Annotated in this window: 22 protein-coding genes and 2 riboswitches; of the genes, 1 reads left to right on the forward strand and 21 read right to left on the reverse strand. The window is 37.8% G+C overall.

Translation table 11 applies throughout. The features are described from left to right. Positions 1 to 902: 902 nt before the first annotated feature. Together ptsG and A8L44_RS17960 are read right to left on the reverse strand one after the other, a co-directional pair. Entirely contained in the window at positions 903 to 2,969 is a 2,067-nt protein-coding gene (gene ptsG / locus A8L44_RS17955; RefSeq protein WP_066109793.1) for a glucose-specific PTS transporter subunit IIBC, read from the reverse strand. Positions 2,970 to 3,192: 223 nt separating this feature from the next. Next, positions 3,193 to 4,530: an NCS2 family permease gene (locus tag A8L44_RS17960; protein WP_066109795.1), complete on the reverse strand. Its 1,338-nt coding sequence runs from the start codon at positions 4,528 to 4,530 to the stop codon at positions 3,193 to 3,195. 111 nt (positions 4,531 to 4,641) lie between these two features. Beyond that, positions 4,642 to 4,743, reverse strand: a riboswitch (purine riboswitch). A gap of 476 nt (positions 4,744 to 5,219) precedes the next feature. Between A8L44_RS17960 and A8L44_RS17965 the strand changes: the two genes are divergently transcribed. Next, positions 5,220 to 5,513 (forward strand): hypothetical protein, encoded by a 294-nt coding sequence (locus A8L44_RS17965; protein WP_066109798.1) that lies wholly within the window; start codon positions 5,220 to 5,222, stop codon positions 5,511 to 5,513. Positions 5,514 to 5,690: 177 nt separating this feature from the next. On the opposite strand, the gene A8L44_RS17970 is transcribed toward A8L44_RS17965, so the two are convergent. The 19 genes from A8L44_RS17970 to A8L44_RS18060 form a co-directional block, all read right to left on the reverse strand. Next, positions 5,691 to 6,260: a DUF2812 domain-containing protein gene (locus A8L44_RS17970; RefSeq protein ID WP_066109802.1), complete on the reverse strand. Its 570-nt coding sequence runs from the start codon at positions 6,258 to 6,260 to the stop codon at positions 5,691 to 5,693. Then, positions 6,250 to 6,576 (reverse strand): PadR family transcriptional regulator, encoded by a 327-nt coding sequence (locus A8L44_RS17975; RefSeq protein WP_066109805.1) that lies wholly within the window; start codon positions 6,574 to 6,576, stop codon positions 6,250 to 6,252. The genes A8L44_RS17970 and A8L44_RS17975 overlap by 11 nt, the downstream gene beginning before the upstream one ends. 325 nt (positions 6,577 to 6,901) lie before the next feature. Next, on the reverse strand, positions 6,902 to 7,786 hold the full coding sequence (gene pepI, locus A8L44_RS17980; protein ID WP_066109808.1) for a proline iminopeptidase: 885 nt from the start codon (positions 7,784 to 7,786) through the stop codon (positions 6,902 to 6,904). 64 nt (positions 7,787 to 7,850) lie between these two features. Continuing rightward, the gene (locus A8L44_RS17985; RefSeq protein ID WP_066109811.1) at positions 7,851 to 8,522 is read right to left on the reverse strand and encodes a methyltransferase family protein; all 672 of its coding nucleotides are present in this window, start codon (positions 8,520 to 8,522) and stop codon (positions 7,851 to 7,853) included. A gap of 505 nt (positions 8,523 to 9,027) precedes the next feature. Further along, positions 9,028 to 10,581: a glutamine-hydrolyzing GMP synthase gene (guaA, locus tag A8L44_RS17990; protein WP_066109814.1), complete on the reverse strand. Its 1,554-nt coding sequence runs from the start codon at positions 10,579 to 10,581 to the stop codon at positions 9,028 to 9,030. Between the two features lie 209 nt (positions 10,582 to 10,790). Beyond that, positions 10,791 to 10,893, reverse strand: a riboswitch (purine riboswitch). A gap of 35 nt (positions 10,894 to 10,928) precedes the next feature. Continuing rightward, positions 10,929 to 13,160 carry a transglutaminase domain-containing protein gene (locus A8L44_RS17995; protein WP_077248198.1) on the reverse strand — a complete coding sequence of 744 codons (2,232 nt, stop codon included), beginning with the start codon at positions 13,158 to 13,160 and terminating at the stop codon, positions 10,929 to 10,931. After that, positions 13,157 to 14,395, reverse strand: a complete 1,239-nt coding sequence (locus tag A8L44_RS18000; protein ID WP_066109816.1) for a DUF58 domain-containing protein — start codon at positions 14,393 to 14,395, stop codon at positions 13,157 to 13,159. Before A8L44_RS18000 ends, A8L44_RS17995 begins: the two co-directional genes overlap by 4 nt. 2 nt (positions 14,396 to 14,397) lie before the next feature. Beyond that, the gene (locus tag A8L44_RS18005; protein ID WP_066110019.1) at positions 14,398 to 15,330 is read right to left on the reverse strand and encodes an AAA family ATPase; all 933 of its coding nucleotides are present in this window, start codon (positions 15,328 to 15,330) and stop codon (positions 14,398 to 14,400) included. 302 nt (positions 15,331 to 15,632) lie between these two features. Continuing rightward, the gene (locus tag A8L44_RS19055) at positions 15,633 to 15,803 is read right to left on the reverse strand and encodes a hypothetical protein (protein ID WP_175354328.1); all 171 of its coding nucleotides are present in this window, start codon (positions 15,801 to 15,803) and stop codon (positions 15,633 to 15,635) included. A gap of 184 nt (positions 15,804 to 15,987) precedes the next feature. Beyond that, the gene (locus A8L44_RS18015; protein WP_066109820.1) at positions 15,988 to 17,064 is read right to left on the reverse strand and encodes a hypothetical protein; all 1,077 of its coding nucleotides are present in this window, start codon (positions 17,062 to 17,064) and stop codon (positions 15,988 to 15,990) included. A 135-nt stretch (positions 17,065 to 17,199) separates the two neighbouring features. Continuing rightward, on the reverse strand, positions 17,200 to 17,394 hold the full coding sequence (locus tag A8L44_RS18020; protein WP_066109823.1) for a hypothetical protein: 195 nt from the start codon (positions 17,392 to 17,394) through the stop codon (positions 17,200 to 17,202). Positions 17,395 to 17,471: 77 nt separating this feature from the next. Next, positions 17,472 to 18,299: a hypothetical protein gene (locus tag A8L44_RS18025; RefSeq protein ID WP_066109826.1), complete on the reverse strand. Its 828-nt coding sequence runs from the start codon at positions 18,297 to 18,299 to the stop codon at positions 17,472 to 17,474. A 55-nt stretch (positions 18,300 to 18,354) separates the two neighbouring features. Then, positions 18,355 to 19,740, reverse strand: a complete 1,386-nt coding sequence (locus A8L44_RS18030; protein ID WP_066109827.1) for a hypothetical protein — start codon at positions 19,738 to 19,740, stop codon at positions 18,355 to 18,357. A gap of 181 nt (positions 19,741 to 19,921) precedes the next feature. Beyond that, positions 19,922 to 20,659: a Tad domain-containing protein gene (locus A8L44_RS18035; protein ID WP_066109828.1), complete on the reverse strand. Its 738-nt coding sequence runs from the start codon at positions 20,657 to 20,659 to the stop codon at positions 19,922 to 19,924. Further along, positions 20,656 to 21,054, reverse strand: coding sequence for a TadE family protein (locus tag A8L44_RS18040; protein ID WP_066109831.1), 399 nt, complete (start codon positions 21,052 to 21,054; stop codon positions 20,656 to 20,658). Before A8L44_RS18040 ends, A8L44_RS18035 begins: the two co-directional genes overlap by 4 nt. Further along, the gene (locus tag A8L44_RS18045) at positions 21,054 to 21,776 is read right to left on the reverse strand and encodes a hypothetical protein (RefSeq protein ID WP_066109834.1); all 723 of its coding nucleotides are present in this window, start codon (positions 21,774 to 21,776) and stop codon (positions 21,054 to 21,056) included. The genes A8L44_RS18040 and A8L44_RS18045 overlap by 1 nt, the downstream gene beginning before the upstream one ends. A 76-nt stretch (positions 21,777 to 21,852) precedes the next feature. Then, positions 21,853 to 22,677, reverse strand: a complete 825-nt coding sequence (locus A8L44_RS18050) for a hypothetical protein (RefSeq protein WP_066109837.1) — start codon at positions 22,675 to 22,677, stop codon at positions 21,853 to 21,855. Between the two features lie 90 nt (positions 22,678 to 22,767). Beyond that, positions 22,768 to 24,213, reverse strand: a complete 1,446-nt coding sequence (locus A8L44_RS18055) for a hypothetical protein (RefSeq protein ID WP_066109840.1) — start codon at positions 24,211 to 24,213, stop codon at positions 22,768 to 22,770. A 59-nt stretch (positions 24,214 to 24,272) separates the two neighbouring features. Beyond that, positions 24,273 to 25,676 (reverse strand): VWA domain-containing protein, encoded by a 1,404-nt coding sequence (locus A8L44_RS18060; protein ID WP_066109843.1) that lies wholly within the window; start codon positions 25,674 to 25,676, stop codon positions 24,273 to 24,275. Positions 25,677 to 25,693: the final 17 nt, after the last annotated feature.

The raw sequence follows: 25,693 nt of genomic DNA on the forward strand, positions 1-25,693 counted from the left end.
TGTCGTGTTAGCGACTCTTACATTATATCAAGATAACTTGTTGTTGTCAAGCGTTTCTTTTAATGTATTTAACTAACAATCTTTCATTTGGTTCGCGTTGCAAAAGCAACTTTATTATCATAGCACCTACATTTTCGAAAGTCAACATTTTTTTGATATTGTTTCGTTCCTGTCTGGTGCTTACTTATAGTAGCACGCTATTAAAGCATACGTCAACCATTAAATTAAAATAAAAATACTCAGACATTCAATTTCATTGTGCTAGATTAACAACAAGACGATTTTGTTATTAATTTTTATAGTATATTAATACTATTGTCGAATACCATCAGTTCTCATCTATATTCAAAGATGACTCCTTCATATACGCTTTTCCTTCTATATAATAACTTCTAACCTTGATCGCTAAGTTTCAACTTAACGCTCCCTACGTGAATCAAGATTTATCCCATTGTCTAACAGCATACAATCGGGAATACCTTAATTACTTGCCATTCAACAGCGAAGCAAATACTTAATCTATAGAAGCTATTGCAAAAATAGGCTCCCGTTGTTCTTCCAGAGAAAGCTTGATCTGGTACGCAATAATTGAAACAAGTCACCCATATCGTCGTTTAACAATACCGTTTTCTTAATTCCTAAGGACTAATTCTCCAATTTGCTGCTGATTCTTTGCACCAATAACTACCGTCTTCGCCAAACCTAGAATATATTCATTTCAGGTTGAACGTTCTCATAATAAGCGTCGGAGATTGTTGAATTTCGTTACCAACTCCAAGATACTATGAGAAAATATTAAGAGTCCTCAAAAGAACATCTCTTATTAAACATTCTTTTCTTTCATATATATTAATGAAAAGCTCGCAACCCTTTCCAGTATAGATAGAGTTGCGAGTTATTATTTACATGATATCAACTATGTGTACTTCTCCTAATTTTACTTTGCCTTGTTTAACCAACTTAATTCCTTCTCCTGCCAGCAGGTTTGTAAAAACAATCGGTGTAATAATGGATGTCGCATTTGACTTAATGAAATTTAAATCAAATTCCATTAATATCTGGCCCTGCGTAATCTTATCGCCATCTTTAACCTTTGTTTCAAATCCTTTACCATTCAACTTTACCGTATCAATGCCAACATGAATTAATAGTTCATGACCACTGTCAGATTTTATAGCAAGAGCATGTTTAGTCGGGAAAATACTTATAATCTCTCCATCAACCGGAGAAGCAACGATTCCTTCACTTGGGATCATCGCAAATCCATCACCCATCATTTTCTCAGCGAACACTTGGTCAGGAACCTCCGAAATCGGAATCAGCTGACCCTCAAGTGGTGCAGCGAATTCTCCCTTTGAGAAATCTGTTTTTAACGCATCCGGATTTACCTCTTCTATTTGTTGTTGTATCTCAGCTTCAACATTATCTGAGGCTGCTTTGGTAGGACGCGGCTTATTCCCTGCCATTATATCCTTCATCTGAGATTTAATCGTTTCGGAACGCGGGCCAAAGATTGCCTGAATATTGTTCCCCACCTCTAGCACACCAGCAGCTCCGAGTGCTTTCAGTTTATCTTTATCAACTTTCGCAATATCGTTAACCTCAACACGCAAACGGGTAATACAAGCATCTAAATGTGCTATATTTTCTTTTTTCCCCATTGCCTCAAGAATATCATACGGAAGCTCATCGACTGAACCACCCTTACCCTGAGCACTTTCATCATCTTCATCTTCCCTTCCCGGCGTTCGAAGATTCCAAGTACGGATTGCAAATCTGAAACCGAAATAATAAATGACTGCGATTACCAAGCCGACCGGAATAACAAGCCACCAGGCTGTTCGATTTGGTACTATCCCAAATAAAATAAAATCTATAACTCCACCGGAAAAGGTCATCCCTATTTTGACGTTCAACAGTTGCATAGTCATAAAGGAGAGACCTGCAAAAATAGCATGGATTCCAAAAAGAACAGGCGCAACGAACAAAAACGAAAATTCCATTGGTTCTGTAATACCTGTTAAGAAGGAAGTTAGGGCTGCTGATCCCATGATCCCGGCTACCAATGTTTTTTTCTCAGGCTTCGCTTCGTGATAAATGGCCAAAGCAGCTGCAGGTAATCCAAACATCATAAACGGATATTTCCCTGTCATAAAAGTACCTGCTGTCAATTTAACCCCATCTTTAATCTGCGCAAAAAAGATTGCCTGATCACCACGAACAATTTCTCCAGCTTTATTTGTGTACTGTCCAAATTCATACCAAAATGGTGAATAGAATATGTGATGAAGACCAAATGGAATAAGCGATCGTTCAATCACCCCAAATATAAATGCCGCTAATGTTAAGTTTGTATCTATCATATTTTGAGATAATGTATTTAATCCGTGTTGAATTGGCGGCCATATCAGTGTCATTAATAGACCTAGAATCAATGCGGAAGCAGCTGTAATAATAGGGACAAATCGCTTACCCGCGAAAAAGCCTAAATAGGAGGGTAACTCAATTCGGAAAAACCGATTATACATATAAGCTGCCAGCAGTCCAACAATAATCCCCCCAAATACTCCGGTTTGCAAAGTGTTAATGCCTAAAACATTAGCATAGGATGGATCATTGGCAGCCATGTCAGCCGTCACATTCAAAACAACCCCCATGGTCACATTCATAATTAGATAACCAATGATAGCAGCCAGGCCGGCGACCCCTTCCCCTCCAGCAAGTCCAACTGCTACACCTACCGCAAATAATAATGAAAGATTGCTAAAGACAATTTGACCAGAATCCTCCATCACAGTTGCAACCTTTTGAATCCACCCAGCATCTAAAAATGGCATTAGGTCCAACAGATTCGGATTATGAATGGCATTTCCAAGAGCTAAAAGAATCCCAGCCGCAGGTAATATAGCGACGGGAAGCATTAAAGCTTTCCCAATTTTCTGCAGGACACCGAATACTTTCTTGAACATAGTACGTCCTCCTTAGACTTATTAACAAAATAAAAGCGACTGATTATTTTCTGCTATCCATAACCAATCTGAATAATTACTTGTTAATATGCCCAAAAGGCACTCAAATACCAAGAAAACATGAATATTATGGAGGCCCTATCCAAAGATGGGATTGCAAACATGTTTCCTATCCATAAAAAAATAGCTGCCGAACTCAGCCGGCAGCCTTTAGAGAACATATTTATGAAAGGAAAATAAAGTAACAAACAAATATAACAAACATTCCATACATGATTGGGTGGATCTCTTTAATACGTCCAGCCACAATCATCGTAATTGGATAGAAGATAAATCCACAGGCAATCCCAGCCGCAATGCTTCCGGATAATGGCATCATGATGATTGTAAGAAATGCAGGCACTGCAATTTCTAATTTTGACCAATTGATATCACCGAGTGAGGAGCACATTAACACCCCGACAATAATCAAGGCCGGTGCTGTAACCGGTGATGTAATAACAGATAAAAGCGGATATAAGAATAGTGATAATAGGAACAACAGTCCAGTTACAACTGCTGCGAATCCAGTTCTAGCCCCTGCTGCGACACCTGCTGTTGATTCAATGTATGATGTCGTTGTAGATGTCCCAAACAATGCCCCTGTCATCGTTGCCAGGGAGTCTGCAAATAAAGCCTTGCCTGCTCTTGGCAATTTATTATCTTTGGTTAATCCTGCCTGGTTGGCAACCGCCATTAGTGTACCGGCTGTATCGAAAAAATCGATAAATAAGAATGTCAGTACAACAACCAGAAATTGGATAGTGAATAAATCTGATTGAATTGGATTGAAATACGGTTCAATCGCAACACCAAAAGTAGGAGCCACACTTGGAATTGCACCGAATATACTGTCAGGAATCTCAATAAGGTTTGCTAACATCCCAATGATGGCAGTAATAATCATTCCATAGAAAATGCCACCTTTAACGCCTTTAACTAAAAAGATAACTGTAATTAATAAGCCTACGATTGCCAATAATGTATTTCCATCCGTGAAATCACCGATTCCAATAAGAGTAGCATCATTATTGACGATAATTCCTGCATTTTTCATACCAACAAAGGTAATAAACAACCCAATACCTGCACCAACAGCATATTTTAATTCTGCAGGAATCGCATTAATAATGGTCTCTCTTAATCCAGTCAACGTTAATATAGCAAAAATAAAACCGGAAGCTAAAACGCCTGCTAAAGCTGTTTGCCAAGGAATACCAAACGTTAGAATTACTGTATAAGCGAAGAAAGCATTCAGCCCCATACCCGGAGCAAGCGCAATCGGATACTTTGCAATTAGCCCCATAAAAATTGAACCAACTGCAGCAGCAAGTGCAGTAGCAACGAATACAGCACCATGATCCATTCTCATTGAATCCGGAAGGTCTGGTACATCTGCCAAAGATAATTGCAATGGATTAACAACTAAAATATACGCCATTGCCAGAAAAGTTGTAATCCCGCCAATAATCTCTCGTTTGTAATTGGTGCCAAGTTCGTCAAACTGAAAGTACTTTTTCAACCTACTTCCTCTCCTTCTTTTCATACGCTTTCGTATAAGTTCCGGATAACCAAAAAACCTCGAACGAATCCGTTCGAGGCTGACTCAAATACAAAGAATAACCTATAAATAGGCAGTATCATTCATATCCGTAGTCAAGCTATTAACGGTAGCTCGGTAGAAACTTATGGGCCATATTCCCATGATTATACGAATTTATATATTTATTAAATTATTAGGTCTTTTGTATTGTATCAAGAGAATGATACTTGGTCAATAATAAAGCGAACATTATCTAGAGGTTGAGAAGGATTTGTTCGCATTTACTCCTGATGCTAGATTGGTGTAGTCAGTCCTAGAAACATTACCATACCTTTCAGGATTTATACTCATTTCCATTCATGATCTACACAAATAACATCCTTTCCATTTTATAGATTATGTTGTAAGTAACCATTAAAGCCTACACATTTGGTATATATTACAACCAGAAGCCTAAATATTGTTGTTGAATTCAGCAGATATTAAAGTATAATCATAATGGTATTTGAATATTCAGATTAGCATATTCACCAAGCTAGCCTTTCAACTCTATGATATTAATGCAGAAATACTGGTTTTATACTTTACTAAATGTGAATTAAGAAATGGACGCACTTTGAATACACTGACATATTCACCAAAGATTTTGATAAACTGAGGAAATAACTATGGATACCCAAAATTTTATAAATGTGAAAATAGATAAAGAACAATTAGAGTATGCAAAGAATCTACAAAATTTATTATGTAAAAGATTAGATACCAAACAGCCTGTAGAATATGAAATCCCTGATATTATTGCTGAACAGGCGTTGTTTCTGTATATAGATACAATGGAACGATATTATCGTTTAGAGGGTAAAGATTGGGAGGATTTTTACAACAACTTTAGCGGTGTCACAAACGTACCAAGAAAAATAGAAGATTTCAGAGAACAAAATATCAAACCATACAAAAAATAAGGGGATAACCAGTTGGCTATCCTCTTATTTTGGATTTATAACCTACTTCATAATGGAATAAGGACTTTTCGACCTTGGAAGAATTAACAAAAAGCCCTATATGCTCGGTCAATCAAAACAAGGACTTATACAAAATAGGAAAAATAAAGATAGGTCGCCTTCCACCTATACTACAGGCTACTCTACCCTATGTGAGTAATTCTTTCTCAGTTTATAAAATCCTCTTCCGCAATACACAAAAATCACCAAATATATTAAAAACAAAATAGACCAAAATATAATAAATCCCCTATTCCATGAACTCTCAATCCCGCCTAAAGCGATACTCATGGCCGAACAAACTATAAATAATAGAAAAATCCCCAGAAGAGGTACTAATTTTTTCATAAAAATCCGCTTTAGCATGTCCAGTTTTGATTGATCATCACTGAAAATATTTGTATCTCCTTCATCTGTGTTACCTGCTGATTTTCTAAAATAGCTGTATTCATTTATATCCTGCATATATTCCCAGCCATAATCTGCATACATCTGCAAATAACTTTGCTTGTCTTCTGATGTCTGCGGATTGAAATCCAATTTGTAGACTACATCTTCTGGCTCACATAATTCAAAATAATAAAACCCTGGCAGTTTAACTTTCACCAATTTATACCCTTTATTATGCATCTCACGCAAAAATGTCTCTTCTTTCTCGTAATCTGTTAACATAAACCAGCGAAATTCTCTTTTCATATCATTTTCCATCATATAACCCTCCTCTACTATTTTGATATAGTCTCTCAATACGCCTTATTTCAATATTAAGAATTTGCTTGCCTAGTTCAGTGATCATATAGAACTTCCTTTTATTTTCTTCACGAACAAACATAATTAACCCGTCTTTCTCCATTTTTGACAGGCTCCCATACATAGTTCCCGGACTGATTATTATCTCGCCGCCTGTCATTTCCTTCACCTTTTTAGCAATGTTGTAACCATGCATTTCTTCCTGCATGCAAAATAGTATATAAAACCCTGTTTCTGTCATAGGTATGTAAATTCTTTTAATCCGCTCTTCCATACTTCCTCCAATTTATAGCTCTATTTCACATCTACTATATCGTGGTTCGATACATAAAGTATATCGCACTACAATATATTCATCAACCATCTCTTACCAAAAGTAGTTGGTTTTAATTATCCCTTTAGACTTATTTTTGACATAAAAAAAGATCCCCTTTCCCACCCAAATCTCAGGTAAAAAAGAGAGTCACATTTTATTTTTATTCTTATATGCGGGCAAGCTGATGAAAATACAAATCAACTCTGCTCCATCCAACGTTGTGGCTATAACTACAGAACTAAAAATGAAAAATAGAATCTATCTCACTTATAACCTGAAAGTTTTATTCGTTTGCATTGAGCCATTCCTTTAAAAGAGCGATGTATTTTTCTGTGTCTTCTACGAAACATGAATGTCTGCAGTCGCGGAAGAGTTCCCAACGAGAGTTTGGAATATGGTCATACATATATTTTGCGATGTAAGGAGTGCAAAGATCACTACCTCCATTAATTACAAGTGCTGGCTCTTGAATGTCTTTTAGTTGCGCTGTAACATCATAATCTTTTAATGTGCCGAGTGGAGTAAATTCATTTGGTCCCCAACCGACTACATATGCTTCATTTCCTATTTTTCTAGGACGCTTCATACATTCTGGTGAATCTTCTGTGACAGGTCCTCCAGCGTGGCGAATCATGTATTCTTCTTCTGCCGCCAAATAGGCTGGGGCATCGTAGTTACCAGTGCTTGTTGCAATGGCAATGGCTTCTTGCATATCTTTTGGCATGAATTTAATCATACGTTGCTGTTCTTCTCCCCACATCCAAGAAGCTGGAAGAGTGCTAGAAAGGATGATGCTTTTGATTCCGTTTGGTTTGTAATTGCAAACATAATTCAAAAGAAGCATGCCTCCCCATGATTGACCCAGAAGATGGCATTCTTCTAAGCCAAGGTGCTTGCGAAGTGCAATGAGTTCTTCTGTCCAAACTTCTGCGTTCCAGAGGTTAGGGCGATTTTCTACATAAGATTCGCCACAACCGATTTGATCGTACATAATTAATTGGCGTCCATCTTCCTCAACAAATTGATCGAGTACTTCAAAATAGTTGTGAGTGGAGCCTGGTCCGCCATGAAGTAAAATGAGTGGTTTTTTATTACCGGTATTTTCTCCAACGATGCGGTAATACGTTTTAAAATCTAAATATGGCATAAATCCTTCAGTAATTTTCATAGATATCCTCCTAGTGTTATATATCCAATAATTGATCCTTCACAAAATGGAATTTGCTTTACTATTACCAAATAAACGGTATCAAGCGATATTTGACTTTTTGCTTATACTCACGATAACCATCGAGTTCTTTTTCAAGAAGTTTTTCTTCATTTTTAATCCTTTTGGCAATTATAAAGGGATATACAAGAAAAATAAAAAACGAATATATTGAACCTAACACAATCGGCATCGACAAAAACAAAAGTAATGTCACACTATACATTGGATGTCTGACAATACCGTATAGCCCCGTATCGATAACTTTCTGATTTTCCTGTACCTCAATAGTACGACTAAGATATGTATTCTCCCTGAGTACCTCTGCATAAAGAATATATGCTACAAGAAATGCCACCGCAGCACAAATTACAACACTCTTTGGTAAGGTGTACCAATCAAAACGAAAACCTAATCCCGCAACAATAAAACCTGCTAAAAACATAAGTCCGCTAAGCTTTACCACAAGACATTGTTCATCTTGCTTCTCTTTTACATTGAGTCGCTTTTTTAACAGTTCTGGGTTTTTGAACATCATCACAATTCCTGCAAGGAACATTGGCACAAATAAAATCCCCATAAATAACCAACCATACGCAAATAATAAAGTACCCGCAGGTAAGAATATCAATAGACCAACTAAAACAACCCCCAATAAAAATTTAGTTAGTGCTTGAATGAATAATTTTGTTGTCATAATAACTCTCCCACAATTCTAATTTACCTCTTCAGTGGAAACTATTGCATACATTGTAACGACTATTCAAAGTTATTTTAATATAATCCCCACAATCTACCAACTCATTTCACTTTCCTGCTTTCTCTCAAAATCGCTCATAGCTTCATTATCTTTTTCTCGAACACTTATAATTGCTTTTTCTACCTGGAAACAGATGTGCAAATCGATAGGTAATTTTTTCTGCTTCGTGGTTCTACACGGGCTCCGGTTGCAAGAGCTAAAAGCTCATGTTTACGAGGAGCTCTGATAAGATCTCGTAATGGAAAGTGTATTCGGGCAACCTATTTTCATTGTTTTTGAATATCTTTTTAGAAACCACGAAAAAAAGGTCTACCTGAAATGATTTATTCAGATAGACCTTTTCGTCTCGTTTATATATCTGCTATCAATTTTCTATCAATCAGCCCAGCCTAAAACCACTTCAAAAACTCAGTGTTTTCAATGGTTCTATCGATTTCCAATTCTATTCCCACTCAATCGTCGCAGGTGGCTTGGACGTGATGTCATACACAACACGGTTAATATGATTTACTTCATTGACAATTCGCACAGATATTTTTTCAAGTACATCCCATGGGATTCTTGCCCAGTCAGATGTCATTCCATCAATAGATGTTACCGCACGGATTCCTATTGTGTAATCATATGTGCGGGCATCCCCCATCACACCTACACTGCGGATATCAGGAAGGACAGTGAAGTATTGCCAAATATCACGATCAAGACCGGCATTTTTAATTTCTTCACGAAGAATCGCGTCTGATTCCCTTACGATTTCCAGTTTGTCTTCCGTTATTTCTCCCAATACACGGATTCCTAAACCAGGTCCTGGGAAAGGCTGTCTCCAAACGATTTCATCCGGAATACCCAGCTCTGAACCAAGTGCACGCACTTCATCCTTGAAGAGTGTATTTAAAGGCTCGATAAGTTGGAATTGCATATCTTCCGGTAATCCACCTACATTATGGTGAGATTTAATGGTTTGCGCAGTAGCCGTTCCACTTTCAATGATATCAGTATAAAGCGTACCTTGAGCGAGATAATCAATTCCTTCAAGCTTGGTCGCTTCATCATCAAATACGTAAATAAATTCATTTCCAATGATCTTACGTTTTTGCTCTGGGTCACTAACTCCAGCTAACTTCTTCATGAATCGCTCTTTAGCATCGACTTTAATTACATTCATATTGAAGCCTTCACGGAATGTTTTCATGACACCTTCCGCTTCGCCTTTTCTAAGTAAACCGTGATCCACGAAGATACATGTCAATTGATCACCGATGGCTTTATGAATCAATACCGCTACAACAGAGGAGTCTACTCCGCCGCTCAATGCACATAGTACTTGTTTGTCTCCAACGGTTTTGCGGATTTTATCCATTTCCATTTCAATGAAATTAGCCATGGACCAATCGCCTTTACATTTACATGCTCCAAATACGAAGTTTTTCAACAGGTCGTTACCATATACAGAATGCCTTACTTCTGGATGGAATTGTACAGCATATAATTGACGGCTGTGATCACTCATTGCCGCGATTGGGCATGATGGATTCGTCGCATCAACTTGGAAGCCCTCAGGAGCTGTAACAACATGGTCACCATGACTCATCCATACCGTTTGTTCAGTAGGGAGCCCATTAAATAATAAACTTTCATGATTCAGCTTAATTTCGGCTTTTCCATATTCGCGTTTGCTTGCACGTTCCACTTTTCCGCCAAAATGCTGAGTCATTAGCTGCATACCATAGCAAATTCCCATAACTGGAATGCCCATATCAAAAATCCGCTCATCACATGTAAAAGCTGTAGCATCATACACGCTGTTTGGTCCGCCGGAGAAAATAATTCCCTTTGGATTTAGCTTCTGAATTTCTTCCACCGTAATTGTATGGGGATGAAGTTCACTATAAACTCCAAATTCACGAATTCTCCTTGTGATTAATTGATTATATTGACTTCCAAAATCAAGAACGACAATCATTTCTTGAATCGGGAGATCAGTTGTTTCTATCATCACTTTCACCTCGTCTGATATTTTCGGTTAATTGAGCAACTTCATCCAAAGAGATATTTATCTCTCTTCCCCATATGCTTATAAAGAAATACCAGGTATCAACCTATTAGAATCCTTATCCTTTATGTACTAGCTATTCCACAATTTAGGATTATTCATTCGAATAAAGAAAAACTAGAATCCCTATTTACCATTCAGAGTTCTAGTTAACATTTATATAATTCCTCCATAGTCAAATCATTTTTCGGTGATTTGGTAGGAACTTTCGAACCTTATTTTCGAAATTATATGAAGGGTAGATTGCTTTTTATTAACCGCCATAATTGTAACTTGAGAGAAAAGTGTGGTCAAGCAATAGTTCTTAAAATCATCTTCTCCCATTGTTCTTGAAAATTTCGCCAATCCATTTCAGTTTTTTCTCCAGAATAAATGTGTTTTTCATATGCATGCGTTAGCCTATTCATATCTGATGATCCGAAGAAACGATCCACGTAAATCGCATACTCTCTCAGGGTCTGTCCAGGCTTTCTTTTTATTCCATACCGATTTAATTCTCGAAGCAATTGCATATAGGCATTTGAATAATTCGGCTTTTTCATAAGCCTCTTATAATAAAACACCCAAATGTGCGGCATCCATTTTCCTCTGATTCTATATAATAAAGCAGCAGCTCCACCTAATACCAAAATCACCACTAGAGCTTTCTTCCAATGTTCCGCTATTTTACCTTTGATTGTTCCGAACGTAAACTGGGAAGCTGTATCCTTTGTTTCGACCGGCTTTTCTGGCTCCTTATTTTCTGGTTGATTCGTTTCTGGCGTAACCTGCGTTTCCTCCTGGTCATTGCTGACCTCCTGAGAAGCTGTAAACCGTACTTCAGAACTAAAGCCCTTCGTTGGTTCAAAAGGAACCCATCCTACGCTGGGAAAATAAACTTCAGGCCATGAGTGCGCATTGTTATTTGTAATCACATACCGAGACTCACCCAGCTCCTGGTCATACACTAAATCACCTGCTGTATATCCCTTTACCCAACGCGCCGGGATTCCAAGAGAGCGGACCATTACAACCATGGCACTTGAAAAGTTATCACAATAGCCTATTTGTGTTTCAAATAAAAACTGGTCTACATAATCCTGGCTTTCCTCAGGGTATGGAACATCTTCTTTACTATAAGTAAATTTTTCACCTTTCAAATAATCCTCAATTGCTTTGACTTGGTCATACATACTGTTGGATCCCGTCTTTTCTGCAAGCTCTATTGCTAAGCTTGAGACACGCTCCGGAACATAATCAGGTATACCCATCGATTGTCTTAGTAGTAAATCCATTTCCATTTCATACAAATCATTTATTTCATCCTGTTGGAGTACATCCAGATAATAGGTGGGGCTTCTAAATTGCACGCCCACCTTTTTTAATTCGTTTTTATTCGTATCGTCCTCATATATCGGGGTAATCTCAGAGGAGTCACCTGAATACAATAAACTAGAAAAAACTGATTCATCCTCAGGATTCAGATTATAAATTTGCTCAATAGCCATAGGGCTTGGATAAGGAATATGGCCATGGTCTATCTCAAATTCCAGTTCAGCCGTTGACAATGTATTCGTAGTTTCCCCCCTGTAATCGTATAGCATAGCTGGTTCTGATTCTAATATCGTTTGACCCATGCCATAATCTGCACCAGTTTCCCATCCTTTACCCGTATAAACGTTTTTATTTTCAATTTTCCAATACGTACGGACAGATGAGGAAGCCCGAAACACTACCCCATCATCGCCAATAAAATCTCCGCCTAATTTGCTGTCATCCTTGTCATACCCTATCCTTTTTTGAGTAGATCCAAATTTCTCTGAGGTTGATTTAATGAAGGAAATAGGATCAGGCCATATCGCCTGTGGCTTTGGAGCAAAAAAACCAATGACTACCGCAAATGCAATCATGCTAGATAAAGGAATAAGCCAACGGATAGCAGTTCGATTCGTATAGTGGATGTTCTCCCCGATTAGCAAACGTACTAATGCGAGCATGCCAAGGATAGCAAATCCAATAACGACTACTCGTACAATTGCTTGATCACTATCATAGGTTGTAAAGGTATCTAGAACTGTTACATAGATAAATGTCATAAACAAAAACAGGAACAATCGCTGTTTCACTTGTACCCAATAATGAATTAAATAGGTAAACATCCATATTAAAATGAAGAAAAGAAACGTTCTGAATTCAGGACTTAACCCTTGCCAATCTGTTGAAAATACAGAGAACAATCCCTCTTTTATATCGATGAAGAAAGCGCGTATCCAACTGTCTTCTGTCAAATAGAATTCAGGACGATAAAAAATCAGATAAAGACTCATACCTATATAAACGGATAAAGCAGGAGTCATGATTTTCCAGGACACTCTGAATGCATACATCACCAATGAAACGGCTGCAAAAATAATAAAATACTTAATTTGGCTTGTGTTTGTCACTTCTCCAACTGGTCTCATCCACTCTATTAGCATAATAAAAGCAAACAGGAATAACAGAAGACGTATACCGGGATGCAGGTTATTCGTTTTCATTTTCATCTGCCGCCCCTCTCTTCAAAAACTCCCCAATCCTCTCGATTTCGAATAATAGACATTTTCGCTCCATGATTTATTCCAAAGGTATAGGCCTCTTGTTCAGCCTTATTGAGTACATGGGAAGATTCACAGAAAAATAGAATATACAAGGAATGGATTCCTCCAGCAAGGTTGGTATATGCTTTTACGAATGGTAAATGTAAAACAGAAGTAACAACAATAAGAGATGCATTTGGCGGTATAAATCTTGTCTGAGGTGTATAAAATCTTGGGGAACTTACATCAATTTTTGGCGAAGCTTTTATTTTAGCCATAAAATTCAAGGCTTTATGAACATATCCTTTTCCTTCCTTTACTTCTAATAGGTTATCCAGTCCACCTCCACCAGCCCAGAGACCCAATTTCATCCCCTTAGTCAAACCAATTTCAGCGATTGATGCACTAAAGGTCACCATTTCTTCAAAAACAGAGTGGTCACTCTCACAATTTATTAAAAGAAAGAAGTCACTGCTGTGTTTTTCTTCAAAGTTTTTAGTTTTGAGCCCGACGCCCCTTGCACTTGATTTCCAGTCAATGACGGTCATACGATCACCCGGAGCATAATCTCGAATACCAGAAACCATCGCTGTTTCATTTCTGATTTTATAGGAATTTGTGCGCTTGCCTTGTTCATAATCACCGAGAACCTGTCTTAATGGCAAAGGAACCGTTGCAGGAAGTACAAGGATTTTTTTATCGGAATCTATCATTCTACTCTTCTCAATTAACCCGAGAATATCTCCTGTTCTTATTTCAAGCTTATTAAAGGTATGCTCTCCTCTTGGCATACTCTTAATGTTATAGGACAATTCTATTCTTTTTCTGAATCCCGGAAAAACGATAGAACTGATTTTTTCCCTTCCGAGTAGGATTTCCAGCCTTTCCGGTAATAGTTCATGAATGAGCAGGTAGGCAATCGGAACCGGCATATTCCTTTTAATAATAATTTTCATAACTACTGGGTCACCGGCCGTTAATTCCTGATCACCTAAGACCCGCTCTACTGTAAAATCACTTAATGGATAGACAAAAATCATTAGAGCATACAAGGCGAACGGAAGAAAACTATAAAAAAGGAACCAGCTGACAAACCCTCCCTGGAACATGGCATATGTGAACGTCATAATTAGTAAAAGCAGGAGAATGACAAATTTCCACCACTTTTCCCATTTATTTAACGTCATTCTTATAAATTTCATTTTTAATTCACTTGCCTTTGTACCGGTACAGGCGTCCTTGCTAAAATTTCATCGAGAATAACTTGAGCATTGAATCCATCATAAACCGATTCAGCCTTCACGATCATACGATGATTAAATACATATGGAAGTAGAAATTGTACATCATCTGGTATACAGTAATCACGATTATGCATAAAAGCCCAAGCCTGCGAAGCCTTCATAAGAGCAACCGTTCCACGTGGGCTTACGCCTAAATAAACTCGATTATCGTTCCTCGTTTTCACAGCCAGTTCTACAATATACCGCGCAATCATATCATCCACATATACAGATTGGATTTCCTCCTGCAGCTTCACCATTTCATCAACAGTAATTACAGGATTTAAATCTTCAACAGAAGCAAGCATTTTTGCATTTGTCAAAATCGCCAATTCATCAGCCATCTCCGGATAACCCATTTTCATTTTAAGTAAAAATCGGTCCAGCTGCGCTTCTGGTAAAGAATAGGTACCTTCATATTCAATTGGGTTTTGGGTGGCCATAACAAAGAATGGATTGGCCAATTTGTGTGTCACGCCATCAACGGTAACTCTATGTTCCTCCATTGCTTCCAGCAAGGATGACTGTGTTTTGGGAGATGTTCGATTGATTTCATCAGCCAATATGATATTCCCCATAATAGGCCCGGGACGAAAGATAAATTCATGCTCTTTCGGATTATAGATGGAAATACCGGTTACATCAGATGGCAATAAATCCGGTGTAAACTGAATACGCTTATAATCAGCCTGAATTGATTTGGCAATAGACTTAACTAACATAGTCTTCCCAACACCGGGTACATCCTCAAGCAATACATGTCCTTTTGCCAAAAGGGCTGTAATGCTTAACTTAGCAACCTCTCTTTTACCGATAATCACTTTCTCTATATTTTGGATAATCTTATCTATCATAGGATTTAGTTTTTCATTCACGCCATATTCCCCCTCTACTTATAACCTTATTGTTATAATATTCTGTATTAACAGTCAATAACTTTATTGTAAATATTTTGTAGAAAAGGGGTTTAATCATTCAAGAAAGAGCGAAATAAGACCCAAAATAAAAAAAGGAGAGATTTCCCCCCCCTTTTAATAAAGATAAGCTTTAGTTTTACTACTGATGAGTTTCTACTCAAGTTATGTTTTATGAAGTCTCTTGAATGTAAACCTACCAAATAACATCTTGATTTTTAAACATAAAAACGATTAACAGACTAATTCCGCAACATTTCTTTAGCTTGCAGAACCAGTTCCCTATCCCGCTCATAGTAGAGCTCCAACAAATCTTGATATAGTTCTCTATTATGAACGCTGTTCAAATCTGCTTTAATTGAATCCCACTGGTCTCCGAATGTCGATTTTGAAGCGATCAAGTTTTGGTACATATTCTCCTTCGTATATATGGAGAGGATCTTTTTTATTTTCCTATATTTAAAGAACGATAGCTTATTACGAGATTTCTTCAATTTGTCTAATAGAACCTTATTATTATTAAATTCATCCAATTGGTTTTTGATTTGAAGAAATAGGAGTAAATCCATCATAGCTCCAATAGAGTACATACTTTCTTTATCGTCGATTCTGTCCCCCCGGTATGGCGGAGGCAAACAGTCCAGCATTAAAAACCGTTTCACCAATTTTGGAAAAGGTATCAGCTCCTGCTGAAACTTTCACACTTGTCTCTGCATTACTATTAAATGTATCAGCTGTCTCAATTAGAGAATCTACTGCATTAACCGCTGAAAAAGCTGTACTTATCCCGGCTGTCGCGATATTCAACTTTGATAATATCCCCAATGTTGATGCACCAGTACTGCCCGTATTAAGAACGGTTGGAATAATATCGGTAGCTGCATCAGCAGCTGAGGTTGCTCTGGTAGCTAATGTGTATGCCTCAGCAGTATCATAAATCCCAAATCCCATATCAACAGCAGTATTCATATCTTCAACATAATCAAACCAAGTGCCATCTCCAACTCCTAATTTAATTCCATTTACCAGGATGTTTGTTAGATAGTTTGGTCTCCCAAATACACTGCTTGGTTTAAATTGATCACCTTGCTGCAGTACATCTACTGTAAAACTGACTTGCCCATTTATTATAGTATTCCCTACAAAGTCAATGGTTTTCCACGTATCTGGTTCATTACCCTCTATTCCTTCACTCCCACCACTAGGAGCATTGCTGTTTATTGGACCAGGAGAAAGCGAAGAGCCTGGTAATAGTCCGCCCGGATGAGTTGAATTGGAGTCACCACCTATCTTACTGCCAGGTAATATTACGCCTGGATAGGTAGGATTGCCATTTCCATCTGTTCTATTATGATTATGGCCAGGTAAATAATCCGGTACTTTATAAGGCGGTTGGACAGGGCCTATTCCTGGCAGGCCGTTTTCCATATCTGGGATATTTCCCGATTGGCCATTAGGAGAGCCGGACTGCGGCTCTCCACCCGTTCCTATATCTCCCTGCCAACTATCTCCATGCCAAGATTTATTCTCCCAAGATTCCCCCTCCCATGGTTCCCCTTTCCATGGTGTTCCGGACCATGCTGCTGAACTGAATGGGATAATGAAAGATTGAAAGAGTATAAAAGCAATCGCCATCAATATGAATACCTTTTGAATAAATAATGACTTATTCAATGATAAACCTCCTAGTTATGAGGAAGCTGATAAGTCCTTGATGTATACACATTCCCATTATTTCAGTTATAAATAAAACCTCCACTTGATGCAAAAGCGGAGGTTACAAGTCTAGTTGAATATTTGATGTAAGGATTATCCACCCTTTGCTCTAATAATATTTAGGTGATTTGTCCTCATCGCTGGAAGAGCAAGTCCAACAATTAGGATCTCATAAGGGAAACCTCCACCAGCAAAGAAGTCAAAAATCGCAATAGGTACAAGAAGGACATAAAAGAAAATCATAAAATATTTATAAAATTTACTCCATCGTTTTTCCTTCTTACTCACCTATAATCATCTCCCATACTTTTATTTGATAAATCAGTAGTTCCCTAAGATATAGATAAAGATGGAATAGAAATTCATTAGCTCCTGATTAAAACTTTACGTTCCTCTAACTCTTTCATTTCATGGTTTTTGTACCTTTGAATGGAGGAATCAAGAAGATTGTAAAATGTTTCTTTAGTTGCTGGATATTGACTCCAATTTAATTCACCTTCATCAAAGATTGATTGAAAGTCTTTTTCAGCATCAGGCCCACAATATTTATAAAGTTTTTCTTTTATATATAAATAATCCTTTGATTTAAATCTTGATTTTGTTTGTTTAACCGTTTTTAATAAATGTCTGTTGGCTTCTAATTGTTCATACTGACGTTTTACTTGCAGATACATAATCAAATCCATTTTAGGCAACAGGTCTAATAGCTGAACTCGATCCTCTACTGTAAATGAACGTTCCTTATCAACTCTCTTACCAAGATCAGTAAATGTCTCATAAAAGTTGTTCTTCATCTCCTGGCACCACAGAATGTATTCAGAAAACCCCTTAAAACTGGTTAATAGTTTCTTTTCCTCTTCATTTTCTGCCCAAATTTCCAATACATTGTTCATTTGTTCCAATGTATTATGAATGGCGTCTGTCGCATTAATCCTCGGCCTAACAATATCTTGGATTTTTAAAACTCCTCCAATAAAGGACAGGTAATGATCAAGCACAAACACCTTCTCATCATAGGAACTTTCCACGCTTGATATAATGACGTAGCCACTTCTTTTTTTACCCGGGAATTTTTTGTATTCTGCAAGCCACCAATTTTTAGATTGATAATTAAAACAATAATTAATAACGGTACATTTCTCTAATAACTTTTTATGTTTTTTTGCGATCTCTTCAGCTTCTGATTTAATCATTTGGATCCCCCTAATTTGTATACAAAAAGCGATGAGTATATAGAGCAAATTCTATCTAAGAAAATACACCTTTAATAGAATTAAACATTGATCCTATTTTTTCCCCGACCTTCTTAACTCCTTTTTTAATTGAGCCATCTGCTATACCTTTAACCAGCTTCGATGCTCCCCATAACACTGCACCACCTGCAACCATATATGCTCCTACTAACTGCCCCCCGGGGATAGCACCTGCCACGACGCCAGAGTTCATTAATACTTCTCCAATTGATGCCGTAGTATCTGCTCCAGCAGCCACCGTTTTAGCAGAACGCCAACCATTTTCCTTTACTGAATCATAGGTACTAATACCATTTTTAACGGTGTCTATCGTGGAAAAGACTGTACTTATTCCTGCAGCACCAACATTAAGTTTAGACAACATTCCAAAAGACGCGGATGGTGGTGGGTTAGTAGAAGAACCAAATATAGAATCAAATGTAGACAAATCTTGCCCGCTTTGAATTAAGTTCCTATATTTCCTTGCATCTGTAATACCATCTATGCCCGTATACACTTTATCAGCGATCTCATATCCACCATGTAAATAATTGTAACCCGATGAATCTCCAACCCCTAATTTTATGCCATTGAGCATAATGCCAGCAAAACTATTGGGTTTCAATAAACTAAACTTACCGCTTTCTATTTCATATGCTCCTTTTACTTGACCACCAATAACATCATTCATTATAAATTTTGTCGCTTCATAGGGGTCTATGTCAATTTTATCCTGTCCATTCCCTTCAATCGCAGGTGAACTCCCTTGAATTCCTTTATTCGACCAAGGCTTGCCCGTTTCTGGGTTAATTCCATTGGTTTCACCATTAGTCCATGGCTTGCCTGTCGCCGGATTGATTCCACTAATATCATCACCAGTCCATGGCTTGCCCGTCGCTGGATTAATTCCACTAATATCGTCACCAGTCCATGGCTTACCTGTCGCAGGGTTGATTCCACTAATATCATCACCGGTCCATGGCTTTCCCGTTGCCGGATTAATTCCACTGATGTCGTCACCAGTCCACGGTTTGCCTGTGGCTGGATTTATTCCGTTTATCTTATCACCGGTCCACGGCTTGCCCGTCGCCGGGTCTATCGGACTGACACCATCACCTGTCCATCCATCCTGGTTCCAATTATCCTGATCCCAGCCCTCTTGAGTCCATCCATCACGCTCCCAGCCATCCTGCACCCAGCCTTTTTGCTTCCATGAATCTCCTTTCCAAGTTTCTCCTTCCCATTGCAAATCGTTGCCATTCCATGCGTCGCCTTTCCAAGCATCACCCTTCCATGCATCACCTGTCCAACTGGCTGCTGCTAACGGAATAGAAATTGATTGGAGCAGGACAAAAAATATAGCAAATACAACAAAGAGCTTTTTTACTAACTTATTCCGCATCACCTTATCCCCCTCATTCAATCAGGAAGTGTTGTTTGTTTACGCAAGGTGACTGTTCTTTTCCTATTACTGTGTATTTTGATTGTATTTTTCTAGTCTCTACTTCTTAAAAACCTCAAAAGTTTCCTTATTGCAAGCTGTTTCCCCCATCTGAAGGGAGTTAAGAACTGTACAACCACTGTCACTGACCCCATATCACTCCATTATCGACTTCATTCGATAGCTGGATCGTTTCATCATTTATCCCATCAAGGTAGGATAAAAAACCGATTTCCGGACCTGCTCCGGTTTGAAATAGCTTTTCTTTAAAGCCATCAAACAACTTCCCTTGTCCTTCAAATTCATTTGCCGCTCTGACATAAATACGATTATCTTTAAAAAGCCGTATTTGTGCCTTTTCCAATTTCCCATCATTAGCGAGAATAACTTCCTTAGCCTTTGCTACTGTACCGGCCTTTATGGAGTGTTCATAGTTATCAATTAGTATCTCTTTCAGCCTTTTTTTGCCCAAGCCACTACTAAGCTCTTCGCTCAGAACTTCATCAATCGCCATTATATGAACTTCATTTGTGCTTTTTTCTGGATAGCTGTTAGCCAGTTCAGTTTTTTTTCGTTCAACCATCTCTTTGATCTTTAGTTTAGTAATCGGATTTACCTCAAGAGCATCTTCCGAATCCGGGTCAGGCTGCGGAAGATTTTCTTCATCAGTTCCATCAAACTCTGCCACAAGATTCCACACTCTATCGTAAAACTCTGCTGTTGCCGCCAAACTTGCCTGTTGTGAACTTGTAAACGCTTGTTCTTTGACAGCATAAACTTTGGCATAGTTATACAGAACAATGAACATAATCATCATTACGCTTAACATACCGAGAATAAAAAGTGTCGTACTTCCATCCTCATTCAATCGTTTCCTCATTCAATCACCTTACCGCTCGCTTCACTGGAGAATGCCAGGGAAGGAGCGCCATTTGGAAATAATTTATCCGGGAAGAAGATTAGTTCTATATTTACTGAAACTTTAGCTGTAAATATATCTGAACTTGTCACTGATGTTTGCGCACTATTAAAGGTAAGATATTTAGCCCCCGTCTGGACTGTTTTCTCCGCTGCAGCTCTTGCCTGATCCCATTCACCTGTTATGGAGTATACCTTAGCAGCCTCATTGACAGCTGACTGTGTGACAATGACTCCATGGACTCCGACAACGAATTGCCAAATAATCAGCATTAGCATAAAAACAAGAGGTACCATACCCAAAAATTCGAGAGTAGCAGAACCATTCTCACGCTGGATTAGAGCCTTCCATTTCATTAAGCCCACTCCTCCTTAGCTGATCGATTTGCCTCCAATGTATAGATTTCTTCTCTCCATTTGATAATAAAACCTGTGATGATAAGTGTGATGATTGGGAAGAAGACCAAATTTAATAGAATATGAGAAAGAATTTGTGCAGCAAAAGAAGTAGTTAATGAGAGAATTAATAGTGTAATTCCTCCAGAAATCATCAATTCAATTAAAGACATCCCTAGAATTAAGAGAAAAAGTTTAAAGAAATGCTTTTTACCTAGCCTAATTCCTGATTTCCAACTTTTCCATATACTTTTATTATCCATTGCAGCTACAAAAGGAATCGGATATAAAAGAGTTAAAATAATCAACCCCGGTAAAAGAAATAGAATAATTCCAACGGTCGTTAAAAAACTAGCAAGAATAGCAAAAACAAAAAATTGAAATCCATTAGCAAAAAAAACAAAATAAGCATTTTTCAAGCTTCCTTCATGTCCCTGGTATTCATTAAACATATATCTTATTAACGGAACTTGAGCGAAGAGCATTAAGAGAACAGTTAGAAATGTGTAGTAAATATCAGATATTATTGTCGTTCCCAACACAGTCGGTGTAACCGCATATATATAGTTTGATAACAAAGCGTGGCCTAGTAGCAGGGGAAGTATAATTGTTACTCCCAACAAGAGTATATGTTCAAATCTGCTGGTGAAAAGAGCAAATGCTTCACGAAAAGGCTTGTCCATTAATCTCCATCCCATCATATTCATTATTTATAATTCCATAATAGAAATTCTTATCTATTAAAATTTTCAATCATAACTAATTCCTTAATAAACGCACCATTTCTTGCAACTTACGCTTATCAATATTTTTATATTTTTGATGTGATGATTCCTTCAATCTTTCAAAACTGTCTATGGTAGCTATTACATCTTTCCAAATCAGCTCATCTTCATTAAACAAGGACTTTTCAAAGTCTTTTTGTGCATTTGAATCACAATATTTTTTTAAATTGGTAACAATATAATAGTAATCTTTTTTATCAAGATTATTTCTATGATTTTTCAAATGGCTCAACAATTCCCGATTCTTATGCAGTTGATCATATTGAGACTTAACTTGCAGATAAATAATTAAGTCCAGCTTACTTCCTATTAGAACTAATTGCTCCCTTTGTTCAACTGTAAACAGATGATTTTCATCAATTTTTTTTGCTATTTTGGAAAATTCATTGTTATATTCATTGGTCTTTTCTTGGCACCATAATATAAAATCAGTAAACTCATTAAACTGATCTTTCAACTTAATTTCTTCTTCACTCTTCACCCACAAATTTAAGATATCGTTCATTTTATTAAGCGTATTATTTATCTCCTCTGTCACTGCAATTCGAGGATGAACGATGGATTGTATTCCTATACAAGTACGGATAAAAGAACCGATATGATCAAGGGCAATTTCCTTTTCGTTGACACTTGAATCGCCTTCTGTAAACACTGCATATCCTTTAGGGGTATTATTAAAGCTATACTCCGCTAACCACCACTTTCTTTTATTATAAGAAAGAACAAAATGAATAATGGTAACTTTCTCAAGAAGCTTTTTATACTTTTTGGCGTATTTCTCCACTGTGGTTCTTTCCATACTTGGAACCTCTCTCTTAGCTATTTTCATATTATGTCTAAAAAAGAATGGGAGGAGGGGTAAAAGTTTTCCTCCCATTTTGAAGATGGTTTATGAAAACGCACCCCTTAATGATTTAAACCAACCTCCGACTTTCTTCTTAGCATTATTAACCCCGCTTTTTATAGAATTCCAATGCTTTGCAGCATATTTAACACCTTTTGAAACTCCCCAAATGCCTGCCCCAACAAGGACCATTGTTGCTCCAACTGCTTGTACACCTGGAAGAGCACTCGCCACAGCACCACTAGACATTAACAAAGAACCAAAGCTTTCTGTTGCACTGGCTACTGCAGTTGTTTTCTCTGTTCCTGATGCTGAACTTTTTAATACATTGATTGCTTTCGAAGTATTTTTAGCAGTATCAATCGTTGAAAAAACTGTTCCTACTACTCCTGCCGCTGCATTAAATTTTGCCAATGTACCAAATTTTGCAGCTGAATTCGCAAGAGAGGCATTCCTGTAGGCTGAGGTAAGTCCCCCCAACCCGGAATTAGCAGCATTCTGAATGGGAGAATAGGTTCTCAGCGTAGTAATTGCATCGTTAACGCTGTTTATATTATCAGCCCATAAATATGATTCATATGCCATATTAAAGGATGAGTTCGATTCACCAAGCCCCAGCCTGAATCCATTCATCATAAGTCCATATATACTATTTGGCTTAGTCAAACTAAACTTCCCATTTTCAATTACATTTACAAATTTGACTTGCCCCGCAATTACATCTTTAGCAATATATTTAGTAAGACCATAAAGGTCAATGTTACCTTCTGAATCTGTACCATTTACCTCATCAACTGAAATACGTCCTGGAGCGTATAAATAAGGAAATCCGGTCTGTGGATTTATAAAACCATTATTTCCACCTGTGATTGAGTTAGCGCCATTGGAAGCATCCGATGACCAAGGCTTTCCTGTTGCCGGATTGATTCCACTGATATCATCGCTACTCCATGGCTTTCCGGTAGCCGGATTAATTCCGTTAATCTCATCACCAGTCCATGGTTTTCCCGTAGCCGGAATAATTCCGTTAATCTCCTCGCCGGTCCACGGCTTTCCGGTAGCTGGATTAATTCCGTTGATCTCATCGCCAATCCACGGCTTTCCGGTAGCTGGATTGATTCCGTTGATCTCATCACCGGTCCATGGTTTTCCGGTGGCCGGATTAATTTCGCTGATTTTATCCCCCGTCCATGGTTCTCCTGTCGCAGGGTCTATCGGGCTGACGCCATCACCAGCCCAACCATCTTGACTCCACTTATCCTGATTCCATCCCTCTTGGGTCCAACCATCTCGCTCCCAGCCATCCTGCACCCAGCCTTTTTGCTTCCAAGAATCCCCTTTCCACTTCAAATCGGAGCCATTCCAAGCATCACCCTTCCAGGCATCCCCGGTCCAGCTGGCCGCCGCAAGAGGAATAGAGATGGAATGGAACAGGACAAATAATATGGCAAACATGACAAGGAGCTTTCTTACCAACCTATTTCGCTTCACCTTAACCTCCTTACTCATATCAGGAAGTAGTGTTTAATCAAGGTGTATGACTTTTCCTATTATTGCGTATTTTGATTGTATTTCTCTTCGATTTGTTTTTTGGTATCTTCGAGAGTTTTCGCATTTAAATTCTCGAGATCTTCTCTTATTGTCTTTCTGGCTTCATCCATTTCTTTTGCTAATTCGGATTTTCTTGAAGTTAAGTATTCTTTCTGTTCAGATGTTATAAGGTCTTTGTTTCTCAATCCATTAATAATAAAAACCATATTATTCTGTTGCTTTTGGATATTATTAGAATACTCATTATTCAAACTGTTAGTATCCAAATATCTTTTATTACGGTCTACCTTGGCATCATAATTAGCATTTTCCTTCCATTGTTTCCATTTCTCTAAAGCATTTTTAGCCTTATCAAATTCCGACTTTAGTTGATTACTGTTATGAACATTTGTATAAGTTCCATTCGATGCAGTTGCCATTTCTTTCAATTGTTTCTGTCCTTCTGAATCGACACCAAAACCAATAATATTAATGACAGGTTGCAAATCAGACTCTCCAAGTTTTTTAGCAGCTTCTACAGGGTTCCCATCACAGGTTTCAATTCCATCACTAACCACGTATATCATGTTCGTATTTTTATCACTCTTAAACTCTTTTAAATCATTCTGAGCATCCATCAACGACTGAGCCAAAGGAGTCCAACCAGCAGGTTCAAAGGAACTCAATGCTTGGTTAAACTCTTTTTCCTTGTAGGATCCAAACTTATAAACTAACTCACTGCTATCACAAGATAATTTTTTATCACTGTCCTTACTTGTTCCTTTATGACCATATACTCGAAGGGCAACATTGGCTTTTTCAGGCGCACTCATTAAGAATTGCTGAATCGCTTCCTTCGCTACAACCATTCTTGTTTTACCATTAGTTATATTAGCCATACTCCCACTAGAATCTAAGATAACCTCAATATTGTAATTTTCCTTAAATTGATATCGACTATCTTCTATTTCAGGATCACCAAAGGAACTCACCTTCCAACTATCTATAACCGTTTGTGGGTCTGTAACATCTACAGAAACCTGACTTACTATATAGTTAAACACTTTGTCTAATTCCTCTTCCGTAGCATTCTCTGGAATACCTTCCATCACCTTCAAAAATTCTTGATAGGATTCTGGATTCGAATCGTAGCTGATATCTGCATAAGGTCCTTGAGGTTGGTTAGCTAAATATTCCGGACTCATCTTTACTTCTGGAGCAGCTTCAAATTTTTCAATCCATGAAGTTTCTTCAACTGAGACATTTTCTTTTGGTATAGCATTCTCCGGATCTGTTTCTTCTACACTGTTCACTTCTTCAGTACTATTTTCTTTAGGCTTCTCATTTACTTCTGTTTCTTTTTCTTGATCAGTGCATCCTGATATAAACAAAGCAGCAACTGCTATTAGCACCCATTTTTTCAAGACCCCATACCTCCTAG

The organism is Bacillus sp. FJAT-27986, assembly GCF_001685035.1.
Classification (GTDB): Bacteria; Bacillota; Bacilli; order Bacillales; family Pradoshiaceae; genus Pradoshia.